Source organism: Burkholderia sp. PU8-34 (genome assembly GCF_053427725.1).
Genome location: NZ_JBSAXC010000012.1, coordinates 47,466 through 64,205, shown reverse-complemented (window position 1 = coordinate 64,205; position 16,740 = coordinate 47,466). Strand labels below are relative to the sequence as shown.

Here is a 16,740-nt window from a genome sequence, read left to right as displayed (position 1 = left end):
TGAGGCGGATACGCGGGTGAAGCAACGCTCGCGGATCGCGCCTCCTGCAACCGGCCGCACGCCTGCGCGCGGCCTCTTGAATTATTTCGGATGATGAAAATTTTATCATGGCGACACGCGGCCCGCTGGTCGCTGCGTTCGACGGAGTATTCATGTCGCCGCAAGCGCTGAGCGTCGCCGAGCTGCGCGCATGGTTGCGGCTCGCGGAAACGCCCGGCCTGACGCCCGCCGCGCTGCGCGCATTGCTCGATGCGTTCGGCTCGCCGGCCGCGCTGCTCGACGCACCGGACGATGCGATCGCCGCGGCAAGCAGCCCGGCGGCGGCGCTGGCCGTGCGGGCCGGCATGCGGGGCGATCTCGACGCGCGCACCGATGCGGCGCTTGCGTGGCTCGACGCGCCGGGCAACGGCGTCGTCACGCTCGACGATCCAGCCTACCCGCCGCGGCTCCTCGACCTGCACGATCCGCCGCCGCTGCTATATGTAAAGGGTCGCGTCGCACTGCTGCACGCGCGCAGCATCGCGATCGTCGGCAGCCGCCACGCGACGCCGCAAGGGCTCGCCGACGCGACACGCTTCGCGCGCACGCTTTCCGACGCCGGGCTCGCGATCGTTTCCGGGCTCGCGCTCGGCATCGACGGCGCCGCCCACCGGGGCGGGCTGGACGGGCGGTCGAGCACGATCGCGGTGATCGGCACCGGGGCCGACCTCGTCTATCCGGCGCGGCATCGCCCGCTCGCGCACGAGATCGCCGCGCACGGCGTCATCGTGTCGGAATGGCCGCTCGGCACGCCGGCCCGTGCGTGGCACTTCCCGCAGCGCAACCGGGTGATCGCCGCGCTCGTGAGCGGCGCGCTCGTCGTCGAGGCGGCGCCGCGCTCCGGTTCGCTGATCACCGCGCGGCTCGCAAACGAAATGGGGCGCGACGTGTTCGCGATGCCGGGATCGATCCATGCGCCGCTCGCGCAGGGTTGTCATGCGCTGATCCGCGACGGCGCAAAGCTCACCGCGACGCCCGAGGATGTTCTCGAGGAATACGGGCTGAGCGAATGGTCGCGTCGCGCGCCGGGCCAGGGGGAAACGGCTGCTCCAGCATCCATCGGTTCAGTTGCCGGTTCATCCACCGATGTTGGCGATTGCGTCGGCGTGAGTGCCGGGGCGGGTGGTGACGCGAGTAGCCGGGGGGTTGGCGTTCGTGCTGGTGCTGGCACCGACGAACGTAGCCATGAGAATCCCGATACAGGGGCAGACTTGACCGCAACGACAGATGGAAACGCGAGCGTGCCCGACGCAACCAGGACTCCCGCAGCGCCGTCGACCTGCAGCGCCACCGAACGCGCCGTCCTCGCCGCCATGGGGTATGGCCCCGTTACCTACGAATGGCTTGCCGAGCACTGCGGGCTGTCCGATGACGCGCTCCACCAGGCCCTCCTCGCGCTCGAACTGGCCGGCCGCGTCGCGAGCCTGCCGGGCGGCCGCTTCGCGCGGCTCGACGCGGCGGCCACCCCGCCCTCGCGCGGCGTGCTACATTCCCGCGCATAGGGGTGGCCGAGCCGCCCGCCGACCTGCAAGGAAACCCATGCCCGCGCTGAATCTCGACACCGATGCGGATCGGATCGCCGAGCGCCTCCGCTATCCCGACACGCTGCTCGTCGCCTGCCTGTGCGCCGAATGGTGCGGCACGTGCCGCGACTACCGTACGGCCTTCGACCAGCTCGCCGACGCGCACCCCGACATGTGCTTCGCGTGGATCGACATCGAAACGCACGCCGACCAGCTCGACGACCTCGATGTCGAGAATTTCCCGACTATCCTGATCGAGGATGCCCACGCCGCGCGCTTCTTCGGCACGGTGCTGCCGCACGCGGCCATCGTCGACCGGATGCTGTCCGACCTGACCGCGCTGCCGGGCGTGCCGCATGCACCAAAATTGCGCAACATCCTGAACGTCGAGGCGTGAGCCACGTGCCGGCGCCGCGGTTTTTCGCGCAAAAGCGCGTCCGGCCGCGCCAGGCGCTTGCCGCCGTCACGGCCCCCCTCTATGATGAGCCGCTTTTTGCACGCCGAGCCGCCGTCACGGCGCCGTGTGCTATAAAGCGGTCGTAAAAGGGACCCACAACCGGCAAACCCGGTCTACCAACACACACCAGTCATGTCCAAAGCTCTGATCATTGCGGAAAAGCCATCTGTCGCGAACGACATCGCGCGCGCTTTGGGTGGCTTTACCAAGCATGACGAATACTACGAGAGCGACGAGTACGTCCTTTCGTCCGCTGTCGGCCACCTGCTGGAAATCGCTGCCCCGGAGGAATACGAGGTCAAGCGCGGCAAGTGGAGCTTCGCGCATCTGCCCGTCATCCCGCCGCATTTCGACCTGAACCCGATTGCGAAGAGCGAGTCGCGCCTCAAGGTGCTGACCAAGCTGATGAAGCGCAAGGACGTCGATCATCTGATCAACGCATGCGACGCGGGGCGCGAGGGCGAGCTGATCTTCCGCCTGATCGTCCAGCACGCGAAGGCGAAGCAGCCTGTCCAGCGCCTGTGGCTGCAATCGATGACGCCGCAGGCGATCCGCGACGGCTTCGCGCACCTGCGCAGCGATTCGGACATGCAGCCGCTCGCGGACGCCGCCCGCTGCCGCTCGGAAGCGGACTGGCTCGTCGGGATCAACGGCACCCGCGCGATGACGGCGTTCAACAGCAAGGGCGGCGGCTTCTTCCTGACGACGGTCGGTCGCGTTCAGACGCCAACGCTGTCGATCGTCGTCGAACGTGAGGAGAAAATCCGCCGTTTCGTGCCGCGCGACTACTGGGAAGTGAAGGCGCAGTTCGCGTGCGCAGGCGGCTTCTACGAAGGCAAGTGGTTCGACCCGAAATTCAAGCGCGACGAGTTCGATCCCGAAAAGCGCGACTCGCGGCTCTGGAGCCTGCCCGCCGCCGAAACGATCGTCGCGGCCTGCCGCGACCAGATCGGCACGGTCAGCGAGGAATCGAAGCCGTCGACGCAACTTTCGCCGCTGCTGTTCGACCTGACGAGCCTGCAGCGCGAGGCGAACAGCCGCTTCGGCTTCTCCGCGAAGAACACGCTCGGCCTCGCGCAGGCCCTGTATGAAAAGCACAAGGTGCTGACCTACCCGCGTACCGACGCGCGCGCGCTGCCGGAAGACTACATCGCGACGGTCAAGTCGACGCTCGAGATGCTCAAGGAGAGCCACAACTACCTGCCGCACGCGAAGCAGGTGCTCGACAAGGGCTGGGTGAAGCCGAACAAGCGGATCTTCGACAACTCGAAGATCAGCGACCACTTCGCGATCATCCCGACGCTGCAGGCGCCGAAATCGCTGTCCGAGCCCGAGCAGAAGCTCTACGACATGGTCGTGAAGCGCTTCCTCGCGGTGTTCTTCCCGGCTGCGGAATACAAGGTCACGACGCGGATCACCGAAGTGGTCGGCCACACCTTCAAGACCGAGGGCAAGGTGCTCGTCGAGCCGGGCTGGCTGCAGGTGTACGGCCGCGACGCAGAAGGCGCCGACGCGAACCTCGTGCCGGTGCAGAAGGACGAGAAGGTCAAGACCGACGAGATCGCCGCGCAGGCGCTCGTGACCAAGCCGCCCGCACGCTACTCGGAAGCGACGCTGCTGTCGGCGATGGAAGGCGCGGGCAAGCTGGTCGAGGACGACGAGCTGCGCGAGGCGATGGCCGCGAAGGGGCTCGGCACGCCGGCTACGCGCGCGGCGATCATCGAAGGGCTCCTCGGCGAGAAATACCTCGTGCGCGAAGGCCGCGAACTGATCCCGACCGCGAAGGCCTTCCAGCTGATGACGCTGCTGCGCGGGCTCGGCGTGAAGGAACTGACCGCGCCGGAGCTCACCGGCGAATGGGAATACAAGCTGTCGCAGATGGAGCGCGGCAACCTCGCGCGCGACACGTTCATGCAGGAAATCGCCCGCATGACGCAGCAGATCGTCAAGCGCGCGAAGGAATACGATTCCGACACGATCCCCGGCGATTACGCGACGCTCGAGACGCCGTGCCCGAATTGCGGCGGCCAGGTGAAGGAAAACTACCGCCGCTTCGCTTGCACGAAGTGCGAGTTCTCGATCTCGAAGATCCCGGGCAGCCGGCAGTTCGAGATCGCGGAAGTCGAGGAGCTGCTGCAGAAGAAGGAAATCGGCCCGCTGTCCGGTTTCCGCAGCAAGATGGGGCGGCCGTTCTCGGCAATCCTCAAGCTGTCGTTCGACGACGAGACGAAGAACTACAAGCTCGAGTTCGATTTCGGCCAGGACCAGGGCGGCGAGGAAGGCGAAGCGCCGGACTTCTCCGCGCAGGAGCCGGTCGGCGCGTGCCCGAAGTGCAAGGGCCGCGTGTTCGAGCACGGGATGAGCTACGTGTGCGAGCACTCGGTCGCGAACCCGAAGACCTGCGATTTCCGCTCCGGCAAGGTGATCCTGCAGCAGGAAATCACCCGCGAGCAGATGGGCAAGCTGCTCGCCGACGGCCGCACGGACCTGCTGCCGAACTTCAAGTCGTCGCGCACGGGCCGCAATTTCAAGGCGTATCTCGTGAAGCAGCCGGACGGCAAGATCGGCTTCGAGTTCGAGAAGAAGGAGCCGAAGGCGGCTGCCGCGAAGAAGACGGCCAAATCGGCGACGAAGGAAGCGGAAACGGTGACGGAAGGCGCAGAAGAGAAACCGGCGCCGGCCCGCAAGACCGCCGCACGCAAGACGACGACGCGCAAGACCGGCTCATAACCGGAACATAACGCCTTCGCGCGTCAGCAGCCCGGCGCGCACCGCCGGGCCGCCCACAAAAAAACGCGGATCGATCGCTCGATCCGCGTTTTTTATTGCGCGGGCGGTTCGTCACCGCCCCGCCCTGCGCAGCGTTACAGCGGCGACGGCACCGCGACGCGCGGGCGCGGCGAACGCGGCAGGCGCGGCGACAGCTTCGGGTCGGCCGCTTCAGGCCGCTCGGTGCGCGTCTCGACGCCGATCGGCGCCGCCGCGACACCCTGCGCCGCCCATTGCTCGCCCATCATCGCATCGGTCGAGTGGCTGAAATGCTCGACGAGGTGGTCGATGAAGGTGCGCACCTTGGCCGGCAGATGGCGCCGGCTCGGGTACGCGATGTTGATCTCGACCTGCGGCAGCCGGAAATCGGGCAGCAGCCGCACGAGCGCGCCGCGCGCAATATCGCTGCCGATCAGGTAGCTCGGCAGGATCGCGACACCCATGCCGAGCAGCGCGAACTGACGCAGCATCGCGGTGTTGTTCGCGACGATCACGTTGGTCGGCCGTACCCGCACCTCGCCTTCCGGCCCCGTAAACACGCGCTCATCGCCCCAGTATTCGGTCGGCAGGCTCAGGCTCGGGTGCTCCGCGAGCTGTTCCGGATGGGTCGGCACGCCGTGCTTTTCCAGATAGCTCGGCGTCGCGCAGACGGTCATGCAGCCGGTGGTGAGCCGCCGCGTGACGATGCTTGCGCTGCGCATCTGGCGCGTGACCACGATGCCGACGTCGAAGCCTTCCTCGACGAGATCGACCTGCCGGTCGACCAGCGTCAGATCCGGCACGACTTTCGGGAACTGCTCGGTGTACGACTGAAGGACGGGCGCGAGGTTGTGCAGGCCGAACACGACCGGCGCAACGATGCGCAGCGTGCCGACCGGCTCGTGATTGCGCGCGACGACCATCTGTTCGACATCCTCGAGTTCATCGAGGATCTGGCGCGCGCGCTCCAGATAGACCTGGCCAGACTCCGTCAGCGAGAGGCTGCGCGTGGTGCGATTGAGCAAGCGCGTGCCGAGACGGCCTTCCAGATCGGCGACGTGACGTGTCGCAACCGCGTTGGAGATATCCATTGCGCTCGCGGCCCGCGCGAAACTGCCGAGATCCGCAACCTTGACGAACACTCGCATCGACTGCAAATGATCCATAAACGACTCCTGCCGCTGTTACCGCTACAAAAAGATGAAGCAAATGCGTAATTCTCCTACGACAGCGGAATCGATGCAGAGTTGCTCACCAAGCCCCCAAACTCCGATAAAAATAGTCAAACTTCCTCGGGTTACGCGGATGGATGATCTAATTATTCTGATTCGAGCAACAATTGGGTGAACCTCGTCGGCGAAACGGCGGATTCAGCAAGGACGTGTTTGATGCGACACAGCATCGCATGGGGCCTGACCTCGAAACCGGCGCCGGGACAGGCCTGGCGCCAATTGCGGCGGGGCGTAACAACCTGTTAAAAAGACACCACGCGGCCGTTCTACATAGCATCATGTCGGCCCCGGCCGGGCGGGGCGGTGCGCAATGCGCCGTTACTGCCCCCTGATTCAACGCGCGACTCCCGCTCACCATGAAAATTGCCATCCTCGACGACTACCAGGACGCCGTCCGCAAGCTGAACTGCTTCCAGATGCTCGCCGACCACGACGTGAAGGTCTTCAACAACACGGTACGCGGCCTGGGACAGCTCGCGAGCCGCCTGGCGGAAGTCGAGGCGCTCGTGCTGATTCGCGAACGCACGCCGATCTCGTCGCAACTGCTCGCCAAGCTGCCGCATCTGCGCATGATCAGCCAGACCGGCCGCATCGGGACCCACATCGATCTCGAAGCCTGTACCGAACGCGGCATCGCGGTGCTCGAAGGCTCGGGCTCGCCGATCGCGCCCGCGGAGCTGACCTGGGCGCTGATCATGGCTGCCCAGCGGCGGATTCCGCAGTACGTCGCGAACCTGAAGCAGGGTGCATGGCAGCAGTCGGGCCTGAAGACGTCCGCGATGCCGCCGAACTTCGGCCTCGGTCAGGTGCTGCGCGGCCAGACCCTCGGCATCTGGGGGTACGGGAAGATCGGCCGGCTCGTCGCCGGCTACGGCAAGGCATTCGGGATGAACGTGCTGGTCTGGGGCCGCGAGCACTCGCTCGAGGCGGCGCGCGCGGACGGCTACACCGCGGCCGACAGCCGCGAGGCGCTGTTCGAGCAGAGCGACGTGCTGTCGCTGCACCTGCGCCTGCACGACGACACTCGCGGAATCGTCAAGCAGGACGACCTGATGCGGATGAAGCCGACGTCGCTGCTCGTCAACACGAGCCGCGCCGAACTGTTCGAGGAAAACGCGCTCGTCAACGCGCTGTCGCACAACCGGCCGGGGATGGTCGCGATCGACGTGTTCGAGAGCGAGCCGATCCTGCAGGGCTATGGCCTGCTGCGGATGGAGAACGTGATCTGCACGCCGCACATCGGCTACGTCGAGCGCGAAAGTTACGAGCTGTACTTCAGTGCGGCGTTCAAGAACATCCTCGCGTTCGACCAGGGCGACACGTCGAACGTCGTCAATCCGGAAGCGCTGACGCCGATCCGCAAGCGCTGACCGCCAGCCCGGCCGCGCTTGCCGCGGCCCTTGCCGTGCCGTGCCGCGCCGCTCCGTCAGCCGGCCACGCAGCCGCCCGTCATCGCGGCGACGCGGGTGAGGAAATGCTCGCCGTCGCGCCGGCCGAGGTCGTACGCGTGCCGCATCTGCGACGGGCTCGTGTAGTCCCAGCTCGAGATCGGCACCTTGCTCGACGGCTGCACGTACAGGCGCTGCTGGTCGCCGTGCGCGACCGTGAACATCTGCGGCCGCGGGTACAGCCGGGTGACGAGCACCAGCACATGCCCCGGCGACGCGTCGAGCGCATCGACCGGCACGTTGTCGACCATCCCGCCGTCGAGCACCGGCCGGCCGTTGCGGCGCAGGACCGGCGTGAACGGCGGCGTGCACGACGACTGCAGGATCAGGTCGGCCAGTTCCTCGACCCGCGCGCACGCCTGCGCGCGCACGAATTCCGGCCGGAAGCCCAGCTTGCGGCCGAGCGTCGGATGCAGTGTCTTGCGCACGTACTTCTCGATGTTGTACGCGACGAGGCCCGCCGCGACTGCGCTGCGCGCGCCGAGCCAGCGCGGCACGTGCGACACGCCGATGCGGATCTCGGGCGCGTCGGCGAGTTTCGCGAACGGTTCGCCATAGATGTCGAGCAGCGCCTGCCGGTAGATCCGGTAATGCGGAAACACCGGCTCGCGGCCGAACAGGTTGCCCCAGTACGCGTTCTTCCGGTTGTGGCGCAGCGCCTCCTCGTAATAGCGCATCACCCACGCCGCGTCGCGCGTATACAGCATGCATGCGGTCGCGGCACCGGCCGAGATACCGGCGATCACACGCGGCCGCAGCCCGAGCGCAGGCTGCGCGACATCCCACAAGCCCGCTTGCCACCAGCAGCGGTTGCCGCCGCCCGCGAACACGATCTGGTCGAACATCGCGCGCCGCTCAGCTGACGAGCGCGTAGGTCGACGTCGCGTGGACGGCCATCTTGCCCTCCTCGTCGTACAGCTCGACCTCGCCGAACACCAGGTTGCGGCCCATCCGCAGCACGCGCGCGGTGACGAGCACGTCGCCCTTGCGCACCGGACGCATGAAGTTCGTGTTCAGCGACACGGTCGTCATCGGGCGGAATTCGCCGAGCGCGACCGAGATCGCGACGACCATCGCGGTATCGGCAGCGGCCGTGAACACCTGGCCGCAGATGCCGCCGCCGGAGTGGCGGAATTCACCGGAAAAAGGCAAACGCAGCGTGACGCTGTCGTCGGCGATCGAAACGGGGACCAGACCGAGCGAGCGGACCCACGGGGCCAGCAACCGGTCCAGCAATTCGCGGACTGCGTTTTCGTCCATCTTCGAATGTCCAGGAAATGTTGCGCGACCGCCGCGCAACAGGTGTGGACGTCATCATACCGGGAGCGCGGCGACTGCGATGGCTCGTTGCCCCGCCGGTTTCGTTGCAGGGCGATGACGAAATATTTTTGAGAAATTCGCAGAAAGGGCTTGCACACCTCCAAAAAGCCGTGCATAATTTCACTTCTGTTGGGGGCGTTAGCTCAGTTGGTAGAGCAGCGGACTCTTAATCCGTAGGTCGAGTGTTCGAGTCACTCACGCCCCACCAGGAATTCCAAAGGCCGGTCAGCGCAAGCTGACCGGCCTTTTCCGTTTTCAGAGCCACGCCCAGACAACCCGCGCAGCCTTCGAACACGCGCGGTAGAGTCGCCCGATACGGGCAAGCTCATCCGAAAACGATCCGCTGCAGCTCCACCCCACACATCGGCCAGCGCGCACCCGAAATCAGCGCGTCCCACCGCCCCCTCACCTGAATGTTACGGCCAGTTACACAAGCGACAACGCGGTATCACCCGCGCGGCCTGCGCTACGTACCATTGAGGCAAGGTGAACCAATAGCTCGCGAGCCCGCATGGCCGCGAACGGAGTGAAGGAAGATGAAGCGAGTCCTGTTGTCCGGCGCCCTCGGCGTCGTGACTGCCTGCCTGTCGGCCAGTGCGTTCGCGCATGCCGACATCGGCGTGTACCTCGGCGTGCCGGGACCCGTGATCGAGGCGCCGCCGCCGGTCATCTATGAACCGCCGCCGCCCGTCGTGTACCAGCCGGCGCCGGTCTATTACGGCCCGTATTACGGCGACTACCGCTACCGCCGCGAATGGCGCGAACGCGAATGGCACGACCACGGCTGGCATCGCGGCTGGCGTCATCATCACGACGACGATTGATCTTGCGCAGGCGGCCGGTCGTTGCGGCCGCACCTCGCCGGGGACATCCATCCGCGCGCAACGGCGACGCGGTATCGAACGGCGCAACGCATGCGCTTGCCAACTGGCGTGCGAGCAGCCCCCGATAGCATGCCCACCCGCCAAATATCGAACCGCGCCGGCCTGACAGCCGGCGCGTTTGCATCACCTCCCGATTACCACGGCAGTGAATAAGTCTTCGTATTCGTGAAGCTCTTCATCGCTTCCTGCACGCCTTCCTTGTAGCCGAGCCCCGAATCCTTCACGCCGCCGAACGGCGTCAGCTCGAGCCGGTACCCCGGCACTTCGCGCACGTTCACGCTGCCCACTTCCAGCTCGGTGATGAAGCGCGTGATGGTGTCGAAGCGGTTCGTGCAGATCGACGACGACAGCGCATAGTCGGTACTGTTCGACATCCTGATTGCCTCGTCGATGTCCTTGAAGCGCATGATCGGCGACACGGGCCCGAACGTCTCGTACTTCACGAGCGGCATGTCGGGCGTCACGCGGTCGACGACCGTCGGCGAATACAGCGCACCGTCGCGCACGTTGCCGACCAGCAGCCGCGCGCCGCGCGCGATCGCATCGTTCACCTGCTGCTCGCAGAATCGCGCAGCCGCCTCGTCGATCACCGTGCCCATGTCGACCGACGGATCGGCCGGATTGCCGTATGACCACGCGCGCGTCTTCTCGACCACCAGCTCGGTGAAGCGATCGGCCACCGACTCGTGCACGAGCATCCGCTTGATCGCGGTACAACGCTGCCCGGAATTCTTGTACGAGCCCGACACCGCGAGCGAGCTCGCCTCGTCAAGGTCCGCATCCTCCATCACGATGATCGGGTCGTTGCCGCCGAGCTCGAGCACGGCGCGCCGATAGCCCATGCGCGCAGCGATCGACTTGCCGATCGATACGCCGCCCGTGAACGTGATCAGGTCGATCGCGGGGTTCGTGATCAGCTCGTCGGCGATCTCCTTCGGGTCGCCGGTAATCACCTGCAGCATCTGCGGCGGCAACCCGGCTTCATACAGGATGTCCGCGAACAGGTAGCACGACAGCGGCACCTTCTCCGACGGCTTCACGACGATCCGGTTGTTGGTCGCGACCGACGGCACGACCTTGTGCGCGACCTGGTTCATCGGATGGTTGAACGGCGTGATTGCCGAGATCACGCCGAGCAGCGGCTCGCGCTGCGTGTACACGCGGCGCTTCTTGCCGTGCGGCGTCAGATCGCATGAAAAGATCTGTCCGTCGTCCTTCAGCACTTCGCCCGCGCCGAACGTCAGCACGTCGGCGACGCGGCCGGCCTCGTACGTCGAGTCCTTGATGCACAGCCCGGCTTCGGCGGAGATCAGCCGCGCGATCTCGGCGGTGCGCGCACGCACGATGTCGGCCGCGCGGCGCAGGATCGCCGCGCGGTCGTGCCGCGTCAGCGTCGGCCGGTACGCGCGCGCAACGGCAAAGGCGCGCCGCACGTCGTCGAGCGTCGCCTTCGGCACGGTGCCGACGAGCGAGCCGTCGTACGGATTGCGCACGTCGATCACTCGATCGCGGCGGATCTGTTCGCCGTCGATCCGCAACGCCTCGTGGCGGATCTCGCTGACGGCCGTCGATGCTGCAATGGCGTTCATGAATGAGCCCCCTTACGGATTCGTTCGCATCACTGAAGATGATTGAGCGCGATATCGATGATGTCGAAGTTGCGCAGCCGCGCACGGCCGGTCACATCGGCGGCCACCGGCTTGCTGAAGATCAGCGGCACGATCTGCTCGGAAATCCCGCCGTGCGAGCGCAGCGGCACGTCGAGCCCCGACAGGTCGTGCTTGATGCGCCGCGTGCCGAGCACCACATGCTGCTTCGAGATCACGATCAGGTCGCCCATCCGCGCCGGCGGAAGCTCGAAGCGCGCGCAGCCTTCGGCGCCCGTCAGCACGACCTCGATGCCGTCGACGGCCGCGAGCCGCGCGCGCAGCGCGTCGAGATCGGCCGAGTCCGGCACATAGACGGTCGCGAACGAACCGAGCGCGCCGTGGTGCACGACGTACGGATCGGTGATCGGCAGGATCACGCGCGCGGCGTCGTGGCCGAGCCAGTCGTCGAACAGCTCCTGCAGATAGACCACGTTCGGTTCGCCGGTCGTATCGTCATGCTTCGCGTTCATCCCGTGGTCGGCCGTGATCGCGACGATCGCACCGAGCTCGTCGAGCCGCTTCAGGTACTTGTCCATCATCTGGTAGAACGCATTCGCGCCGGGCGTGCCGGGCGCGCACTTGTGCTGCACGTAGTCGGTGGTCGACAGGTACATCAGGTCGATCGGCCGCGTCTCGAGCAGGCGCACGCCCGCGGCGAACACGAACTCCGACAGCTCCGCGCTGTACACGCTCGGCACCGGCTTGCCGACCAGCTCGAGCACGTTGTCGATGCCGTTCTCGTCGACCGTCGCCTCGTCGGCCTTCTCCGACGAGAAGCAGATGCCCTTCAGGCCCTTGCCGAGCAGGCGGCGCAGCTTGTCCTTCGCCGTCACCACCGCGACGCGCGCGCCCTGTTCGGCGAACGTCGCGAGCACGGTGGGCGCGACGAGGTACTTCGGGTCGTTCATCAGCACTTCGGCGCCGCTTTCGCGATCGTAAAAATAATTGCCGCTGATACCGTGTACCGACGGCGGCACGCCCGTCACGATCGACAGGTTGTTCGGGTTCGTGAAGCTCGGCACCACGCACTCGCCCTTCAATGCGGTGCCGGGCTTCAGCAGCGTGCGCAGGAACGGCGCGACGCCGGCCGCCGCAGCCATCTCCAGGTATTCGTATGCGCAGCCGTCGACGCACACCACCACTACCGGTCTGCTCATCCAGTTGTAGCGGCGGCCGTTCACTTCTACGGAAACAGGCGTTTCGGTCATGACAGTCCTTTCAGTTCTGAGGGGGTTGAGCCGTCGGCGCCCGCGGCGCGCCGCCATGGTGATTTCCATGCTTGACATTAAAATCGATGGTTTGTAGATTGTCAACAACATGCAGAGAACAGAAAGCAAAACGTCGTAGCAGAGAGAGGGCTGGTCACCACTCATCCGCCGCGTGCCGCGGCACCACAGTCAAGGGGTCTGAAGATGAACGAAGTGCCGGTAAGCAAGCGTTTCAAAACGTGGGCGGCAGGTGCGGCCCGTTGCGCGCTCATCGCATCGGTTGCATCGATCGCGCTGGGCGTCGCGCACGCGGCGCACGCGAAGACGTCGCTGCTCGTCTACACCGCGCTCGAAGACGAGGCGATGAAGCCCTACAAGGACGCCTTCGAGAAGGCGAACCCCGACATCGAGATCCGCTGGGTGCGCGACTCGACCGGTGCAGTTACCGCGAAGCTGCTCGCCGAAAAGAACAACCCGCGTGCGGACGTCGTGCTGGGCCTCGCCGCGTCGAGCCTCACGCTGCTCGACCTGCAGGGGATGCTGATGCCGTACGAGCCGAAGGGCTTCGACCAGCTCACGCGCAAGTACAGCGACGCGGCCAATCCGCCGCGCTGGGTCGGCATGGACGTGTGGGGCGCGACGATCTGCTACAACCGCGTCGTCGGGCAGGCGAAGAACATTCCGAAGCCGACGTCGTGGGAGGACCTGACGAAGCCGATCTACAAGGGCGCGATCGTGATGCCGAGCCCCGTGTCGTCCGGCACCGGCTACCTCGACGTGACCGCGTGGCTGCAGACTTTCGGCGACGACCGTGGCTGGAAGTTCATGGACGCGCTCGACAAGAACGTCGCGCAATACGTGCATTCGGGCTCGAAGCCGTGCACGCTTGCCGGCACCGGCGAATTCCCGATCGGCATCTCGTTCGAGTTCCGCGGCCACGAGCTGCAGGCACAGGGCGCGCCGATCGACCTGGTCTTCCCGAAGGAAGGGCTCGGCTGGGACATGGAAGCGACCGCGATCATGAAGACGACGAAGCAGCCTGAAGCCGCGAAGAAGCTCGCCGACTTCATGGCGAGCAAGGATGCGAACGCGATCACCGCGCGCTGGTGGGCGATCGTCGCGTATCCGGGTGTCGCGAGGAAGCTGTCCGGCATTCCGGACAACTATGCAGACCTGCTCGTGAAGAACGACTTCACGTGGTCCGCGAAGAACCGGCAGTCGATCCTCGATACCTGGCAGAAGCGCTACGGCTCGAAGGCGCAGCAGTAAGGCCACGAACGGCGGCGGGGCGGCCACGGATGCCGCCCCGCGCCACCTTGCAACCGTCGAACCCGGCCTTCGGGCCGCCCGCAGCGTGGAGGCGCGCATGGCACCTTATCTGAGCGTAGAACGCATCGAGAAGCGGTACAACGACACGCAGGTGCTCAGGGACATCAACCTGAGTGTGATGAAGGGCGAAATGATCTGCTTCCTGGGGCCGTCCGGCTGCGGGAAAACCACCTTGTTGCGCATCATCGCCGGGCTCGAATCGCAGAGCGCCGGCCACATCATGCAGGACGGCCGCGACATCTCGCGGCTGCCGCCGCAGCTGCGCGACTACGGGATCGTGTTCCAGTCGTACGCGCTGTTTCCGAACCTCACCGTCTACGACAACGTCGCGTACGGGCTCGTCAACCGCAAGATGAAGCGCGACGCGATCCACGAGCGCGTGCACACGCTGCTCGCGCTCGTCGGGTTGCCCGACAGCCACCGCAAGCATCCGAATCAGCTGTCCGGCGGCCAGCAGCAGCGCATCGCGCTTGCGCGTGCGCTCGCGACGTCGCCGGGCCTCCTGCTGCTCGACGAGCCGCTGTCCGCGCTCGATGCGCGCGTGCGCGTGCGGCTGCGCCAGGAGATCCGCACGTTGCAGCAGCAGCTCGGCGTGACGACGATCATGGTCACGCACGACCAGGAAGAGGCGCTGTCGATGGCCGACCGCATCGTCGTGATGAACCACGGCGTGATCGAGCAGATCGGCACGCCGCTCGAAATCTACCGGCAACCGGCATCGCCGTTCGTCGCGGACTTCATCGGCAAGGTCAACTCGATTCCCGCCGAGGTGATGCACGACGGCACGCTGCGCGCGGGCGGCATCGGGCTCGATTACCGCCGCGGCAATGCGCGCCCGGCGCAAGGTTCGACGGTGTCCGTCTACGTGCGGCCGGAAGACCTCCGCATTCGCGTGCCGGGCGATGCGCCGGACAACCTGTTGAGCGGCTGCGTCGAGAAGCTCGAGTTCCTTGGCGCGTTCTGCCGCGTCAGCTTCCGCATCGACGGGCTCGACGGCCAGGAGGTGGTCGCCGACCTGTCGTTCCATGAAGTCGACCGTACCGGCCTGCGCGAAGGCGCGCGTTTCGATCTCGCGCTCGACCGCGAGCATGTCTGCGTGTTCTCGTCCGCCAAGGAGCGACTGCAATGAGCGCCGTGCTTACCGAGCGCCGCCGCGGCGCACCCGCCCCTGCCGACGTGCGGCAGATCACTCACTGGCACGACCGCGTCGCGCAGCTCGCGCTGCTTGCCATGGCCGCGCTGCTGTCGCTGTTCCTGCTGCTGCCGCTCGCGCTCGTCGTGCAGAAATGCTTCGTCGACGCGGACGGGCGTTTCGTCGGCCTGCACAATGTCGTCACGTATCTCGAGGACAGCGGCGTGCTGCGCTCGATGCTGCATTCGCTGACGGTCGGCGCGCTCGTCACGTCGATCGTCGTGCCGATGGCGTTCACGTTCGCATATGCGCTGACGCGCTCGTGCATGCCGCTCAAGAACGCCGCGCGCACGATCGCGCTGCTGCCGCTGCTCGCGCCGACGCTGCTGTCCGCCGTGTCGTTCATCTACTGGTTCGGCAACGCGGGCCTGCTGAAACCGCTGCTGCACGGCCATTCGATCTACGGGCTGCCGGGCATCGTCGCGAGCATGGTCTACGCGTCGTTCCCGCACGTGCTGATGATCCTCGTGACCGCGCTGTCGCTCGCCGACGGCCGGCTCTACGAAGCGGCCGACGCGATGGGCACGAGCCGCACGCGCAAGTTCTTCACGATCACGCTGCCCGGCGCGAAGTACGGGCTCATCAGCGCGATGATGGTGTCGTTCACGATGTGCATCAACGATTTCGGCGTGCCGGTGGTGATCGGCGGTTCGTACAACGTGCTGTCGACCGACATCTACAAGCTGATCATCGGGCTGCAGGACTTCAACCGCAGCGCGGTCGTGAGCCTGATGCTGCTGTTCCCCGCGCTGATCGCGTTCGGCATCGACTTCTTCATCCGCCGCCGCCAGCAGTCGCAGCTCGGCGCGCGCTCGACGCCGTACCAGCCGAAGCCGTCGCGCGGCTTCGATCTCGCGATGCTCGCGTATTGCGGCGTCGTCTGCGCGTTCTTCGTCGCGGTGGTCGGGATCTCGGTGTTCGCATCGTTCGTGAAGTTCTGGCCGTACCAGATGAGCCTCGGGCTGCAGCACTACGAGATGGGGCTGATCGCGGCCGGCATCTTCGACGCGTACAAGAACAGCCTGCGGATGGCGGCAACGGTCGCGATCGGCGGCACGATCGTCGTGTTCGGCGGCGCCTACCTGATCGAGAAGACCCGCGGCGCACGCTGGCTGCGCGGCTTCATCAGCCTGTGCGCGATCCTGCCGATGGGCGTGCCGGGCCTCGTGCTCGGCATCAGCTACATCTTCCTGTTCAACGCGCCCGGCAACCCGCTGAACGGACTGTACGGCTCGCTCTGGCTGCTCGCGATCGTCACCGTCGTCCACTACTACTCGTCGAGCCACCTGACCGCGGTCACCGCGCTGCGCCAGATCGACAGCGAGTTCGAAGCGGTGTCCGCATCGCTTAAGGTGCCGTTCTACAAGACCTTCATGCGCGTGACCGTGCCCGTGTGCCTGCCCGCGATCCTGCTGATCGCGCGCTACCTGTTCGTGAACGGGATGACGACCGTGTCGGCGGTCGCGTTCCTGTATTCGCCGGACACGCAGCCCGCATCGGTCGCGATCCTGAACCTCGACGACGCCGGCCAGATCGGCCCGGCCGCGGCGATGGCAACGCTCGTGCTCGCGACATCATCGTGCGCATGCCTGCTGTTCGCGTGCGTGTCGCACGGCCTGCTGCGACGCACGCAGGCGTGGCGCAACCCGCATCGCCGCTGATCCCCGCTCGACACTGAATTCACGTGACGTCCAGACTTCATCAAGGAGAC

At 66.1% G+C, this 16,740-nt stretch carries 13 protein-coding genes and 1 tRNA gene; 9 read left to right on the top strand and 5 right to left on the bottom strand.

Annotated elements, in window-relative coordinates; translation table 11 throughout:
- Positions 1-107 precede the first annotated feature (107 nt).
- The 3 genes from dprA (at position 108) to ACV22Z_RS25115 (ending at position 4,749) form a co-directional block, all read left to right on the top strand.
- Positions 108-1,541, top strand: a complete 1,434-nt coding sequence (dprA, locus tag ACV22Z_RS25125) for a DNA-processing protein DprA (protein ID WP_448078983.1) — start codon at positions 108-110, stop codon at positions 1,539-1,541.
- Between the two features lie 37 nt (positions 1,542-1,578).
- Positions 1,579-1,959: a thioredoxin family protein gene (locus ACV22Z_RS25120; protein WP_448078982.1), complete on the top strand. Its 381-nt coding sequence runs from the start codon at positions 1,579-1,581 to the stop codon at positions 1,957-1,959.
- A gap of 192 nt (positions 1,960-2,151) precedes the next feature.
- Complete coding sequence (locus tag ACV22Z_RS25115) at positions 2,152-4,749, top strand: DNA topoisomerase III (RefSeq protein ID WP_448078981.1); 2,598 nt, start codon at positions 2,152-2,154, stop codon at positions 4,747-4,749.
- Between the two features lie 134 nt (positions 4,750-4,883).
- On the opposite strand, the gene ACV22Z_RS25110 is transcribed toward ACV22Z_RS25115, so the two are convergent.
- Positions 4,884-5,933 carry a LysR family transcriptional regulator gene (locus ACV22Z_RS25110; RefSeq protein ID WP_448078980.1) on the bottom strand — a complete coding sequence of 350 codons (1,050 nt, stop codon included), beginning with the start codon at positions 5,931-5,933 and terminating at the stop codon, positions 4,884-4,886.
- 422 nt (positions 5,934-6,355) lie between these two features.
- On the opposite strand from ACV22Z_RS25110, the gene ACV22Z_RS25105 reads away from it, so the two are divergent.
- A complete protein-coding gene (locus ACV22Z_RS25105) occupies positions 6,356-7,369 on the top strand; it encodes a D-2-hydroxyacid dehydrogenase family protein (protein WP_448078979.1) in 1,014 nt (337 codons plus the stop codon).
- Positions 7,370-7,425: 56 nt separating this feature from the next.
- Here the strand turns inward: ACV22Z_RS25105 and ACV22Z_RS25100 are convergent, their stop codons facing one another.
- Together ACV22Z_RS25100 and ACV22Z_RS25095 are read right to left on the bottom strand one after the other, a co-directional pair.
- Entirely contained in the window at positions 7,426-8,292 is an 867-nt protein-coding gene (locus ACV22Z_RS25100) for a patatin-like phospholipase family protein (RefSeq protein WP_448078978.1), read from the bottom strand.
- Positions 8,293-8,302: 10 nt separating this feature from the next.
- Entirely contained in the window at positions 8,303-8,707 is a 405-nt protein-coding gene (locus ACV22Z_RS25095; protein ID WP_448078977.1) for a PaaI family thioesterase, read from the bottom strand.
- Positions 8,708-8,899: 192 nt separating this feature from the next.
- Between ACV22Z_RS25095 and ACV22Z_RS25090 the strand changes: the two genes are divergently transcribed.
- Positions 8,900-8,975: transfer RNA gene (locus ACV22Z_RS25090), tRNA-Lys, on the top strand.
- Positions 8,976-9,303: 328 nt separating this feature from the next.
- Complete coding sequence (locus tag ACV22Z_RS25085; protein WP_448078976.1) at positions 9,304-9,591, top strand: hypothetical protein; 288 nt, start codon at positions 9,304-9,306, stop codon at positions 9,589-9,591.
- A gap of 194 nt (positions 9,592-9,785) precedes the next feature.
- On the opposite strand, the gene phnY is transcribed toward ACV22Z_RS25085, so the two are convergent.
- Both phnY and phnA read right to left on the bottom strand, forming a co-directional pair.
- Positions 9,786-11,240: a phosphonoacetaldehyde dehydrogenase gene (gene phnY, locus ACV22Z_RS25080; protein WP_448078975.1), complete on the bottom strand. Its 1,455-nt coding sequence runs from the start codon at positions 11,238-11,240 to the stop codon at positions 9,786-9,788.
- A gap of 29 nt (positions 11,241-11,269) precedes the next feature.
- Complete coding sequence (gene phnA, locus ACV22Z_RS25075) at positions 11,270-12,508, bottom strand: phosphonoacetate hydrolase (RefSeq protein WP_448078974.1); 1,239 nt, start codon at positions 12,506-12,508, stop codon at positions 11,270-11,272.
- Positions 12,509-12,712: 204 nt separating this feature from the next.
- On the opposite strand from phnA, the gene ACV22Z_RS25070 reads away from it, so the two are divergent.
- The 3 genes from ACV22Z_RS25070 to ACV22Z_RS25060 all read left to right on the top strand — a co-directional run bounded on the left by ACV22Z_RS25070 (position 12,713) and on the right by ACV22Z_RS25060 (position 16,690).
- Complete coding sequence (locus ACV22Z_RS25070) at positions 12,713-13,777, top strand: putative 2-aminoethylphosphonate ABC transporter substrate-binding protein (protein WP_448078973.1); 1,065 nt, start codon at positions 12,713-12,715, stop codon at positions 13,775-13,777.
- A gap of 97 nt (positions 13,778-13,874) precedes the next feature.
- Positions 13,875-14,966, top strand: coding sequence for a putative 2-aminoethylphosphonate ABC transporter ATP-binding protein (locus tag ACV22Z_RS25065; RefSeq protein WP_448078972.1), 1,092 nt, complete (start codon positions 13,875-13,877; stop codon positions 14,964-14,966).
- A complete protein-coding gene (locus ACV22Z_RS25060; protein ID WP_448078971.1) occupies positions 14,963-16,690 on the top strand; it encodes a putative 2-aminoethylphosphonate ABC transporter permease subunit in 1,728 nt (575 codons plus the stop codon). Before ACV22Z_RS25065 ends, ACV22Z_RS25060 begins: the two co-directional genes overlap by 4 nt.
- Positions 16,691-16,740: the final 50 nt, after the last annotated feature.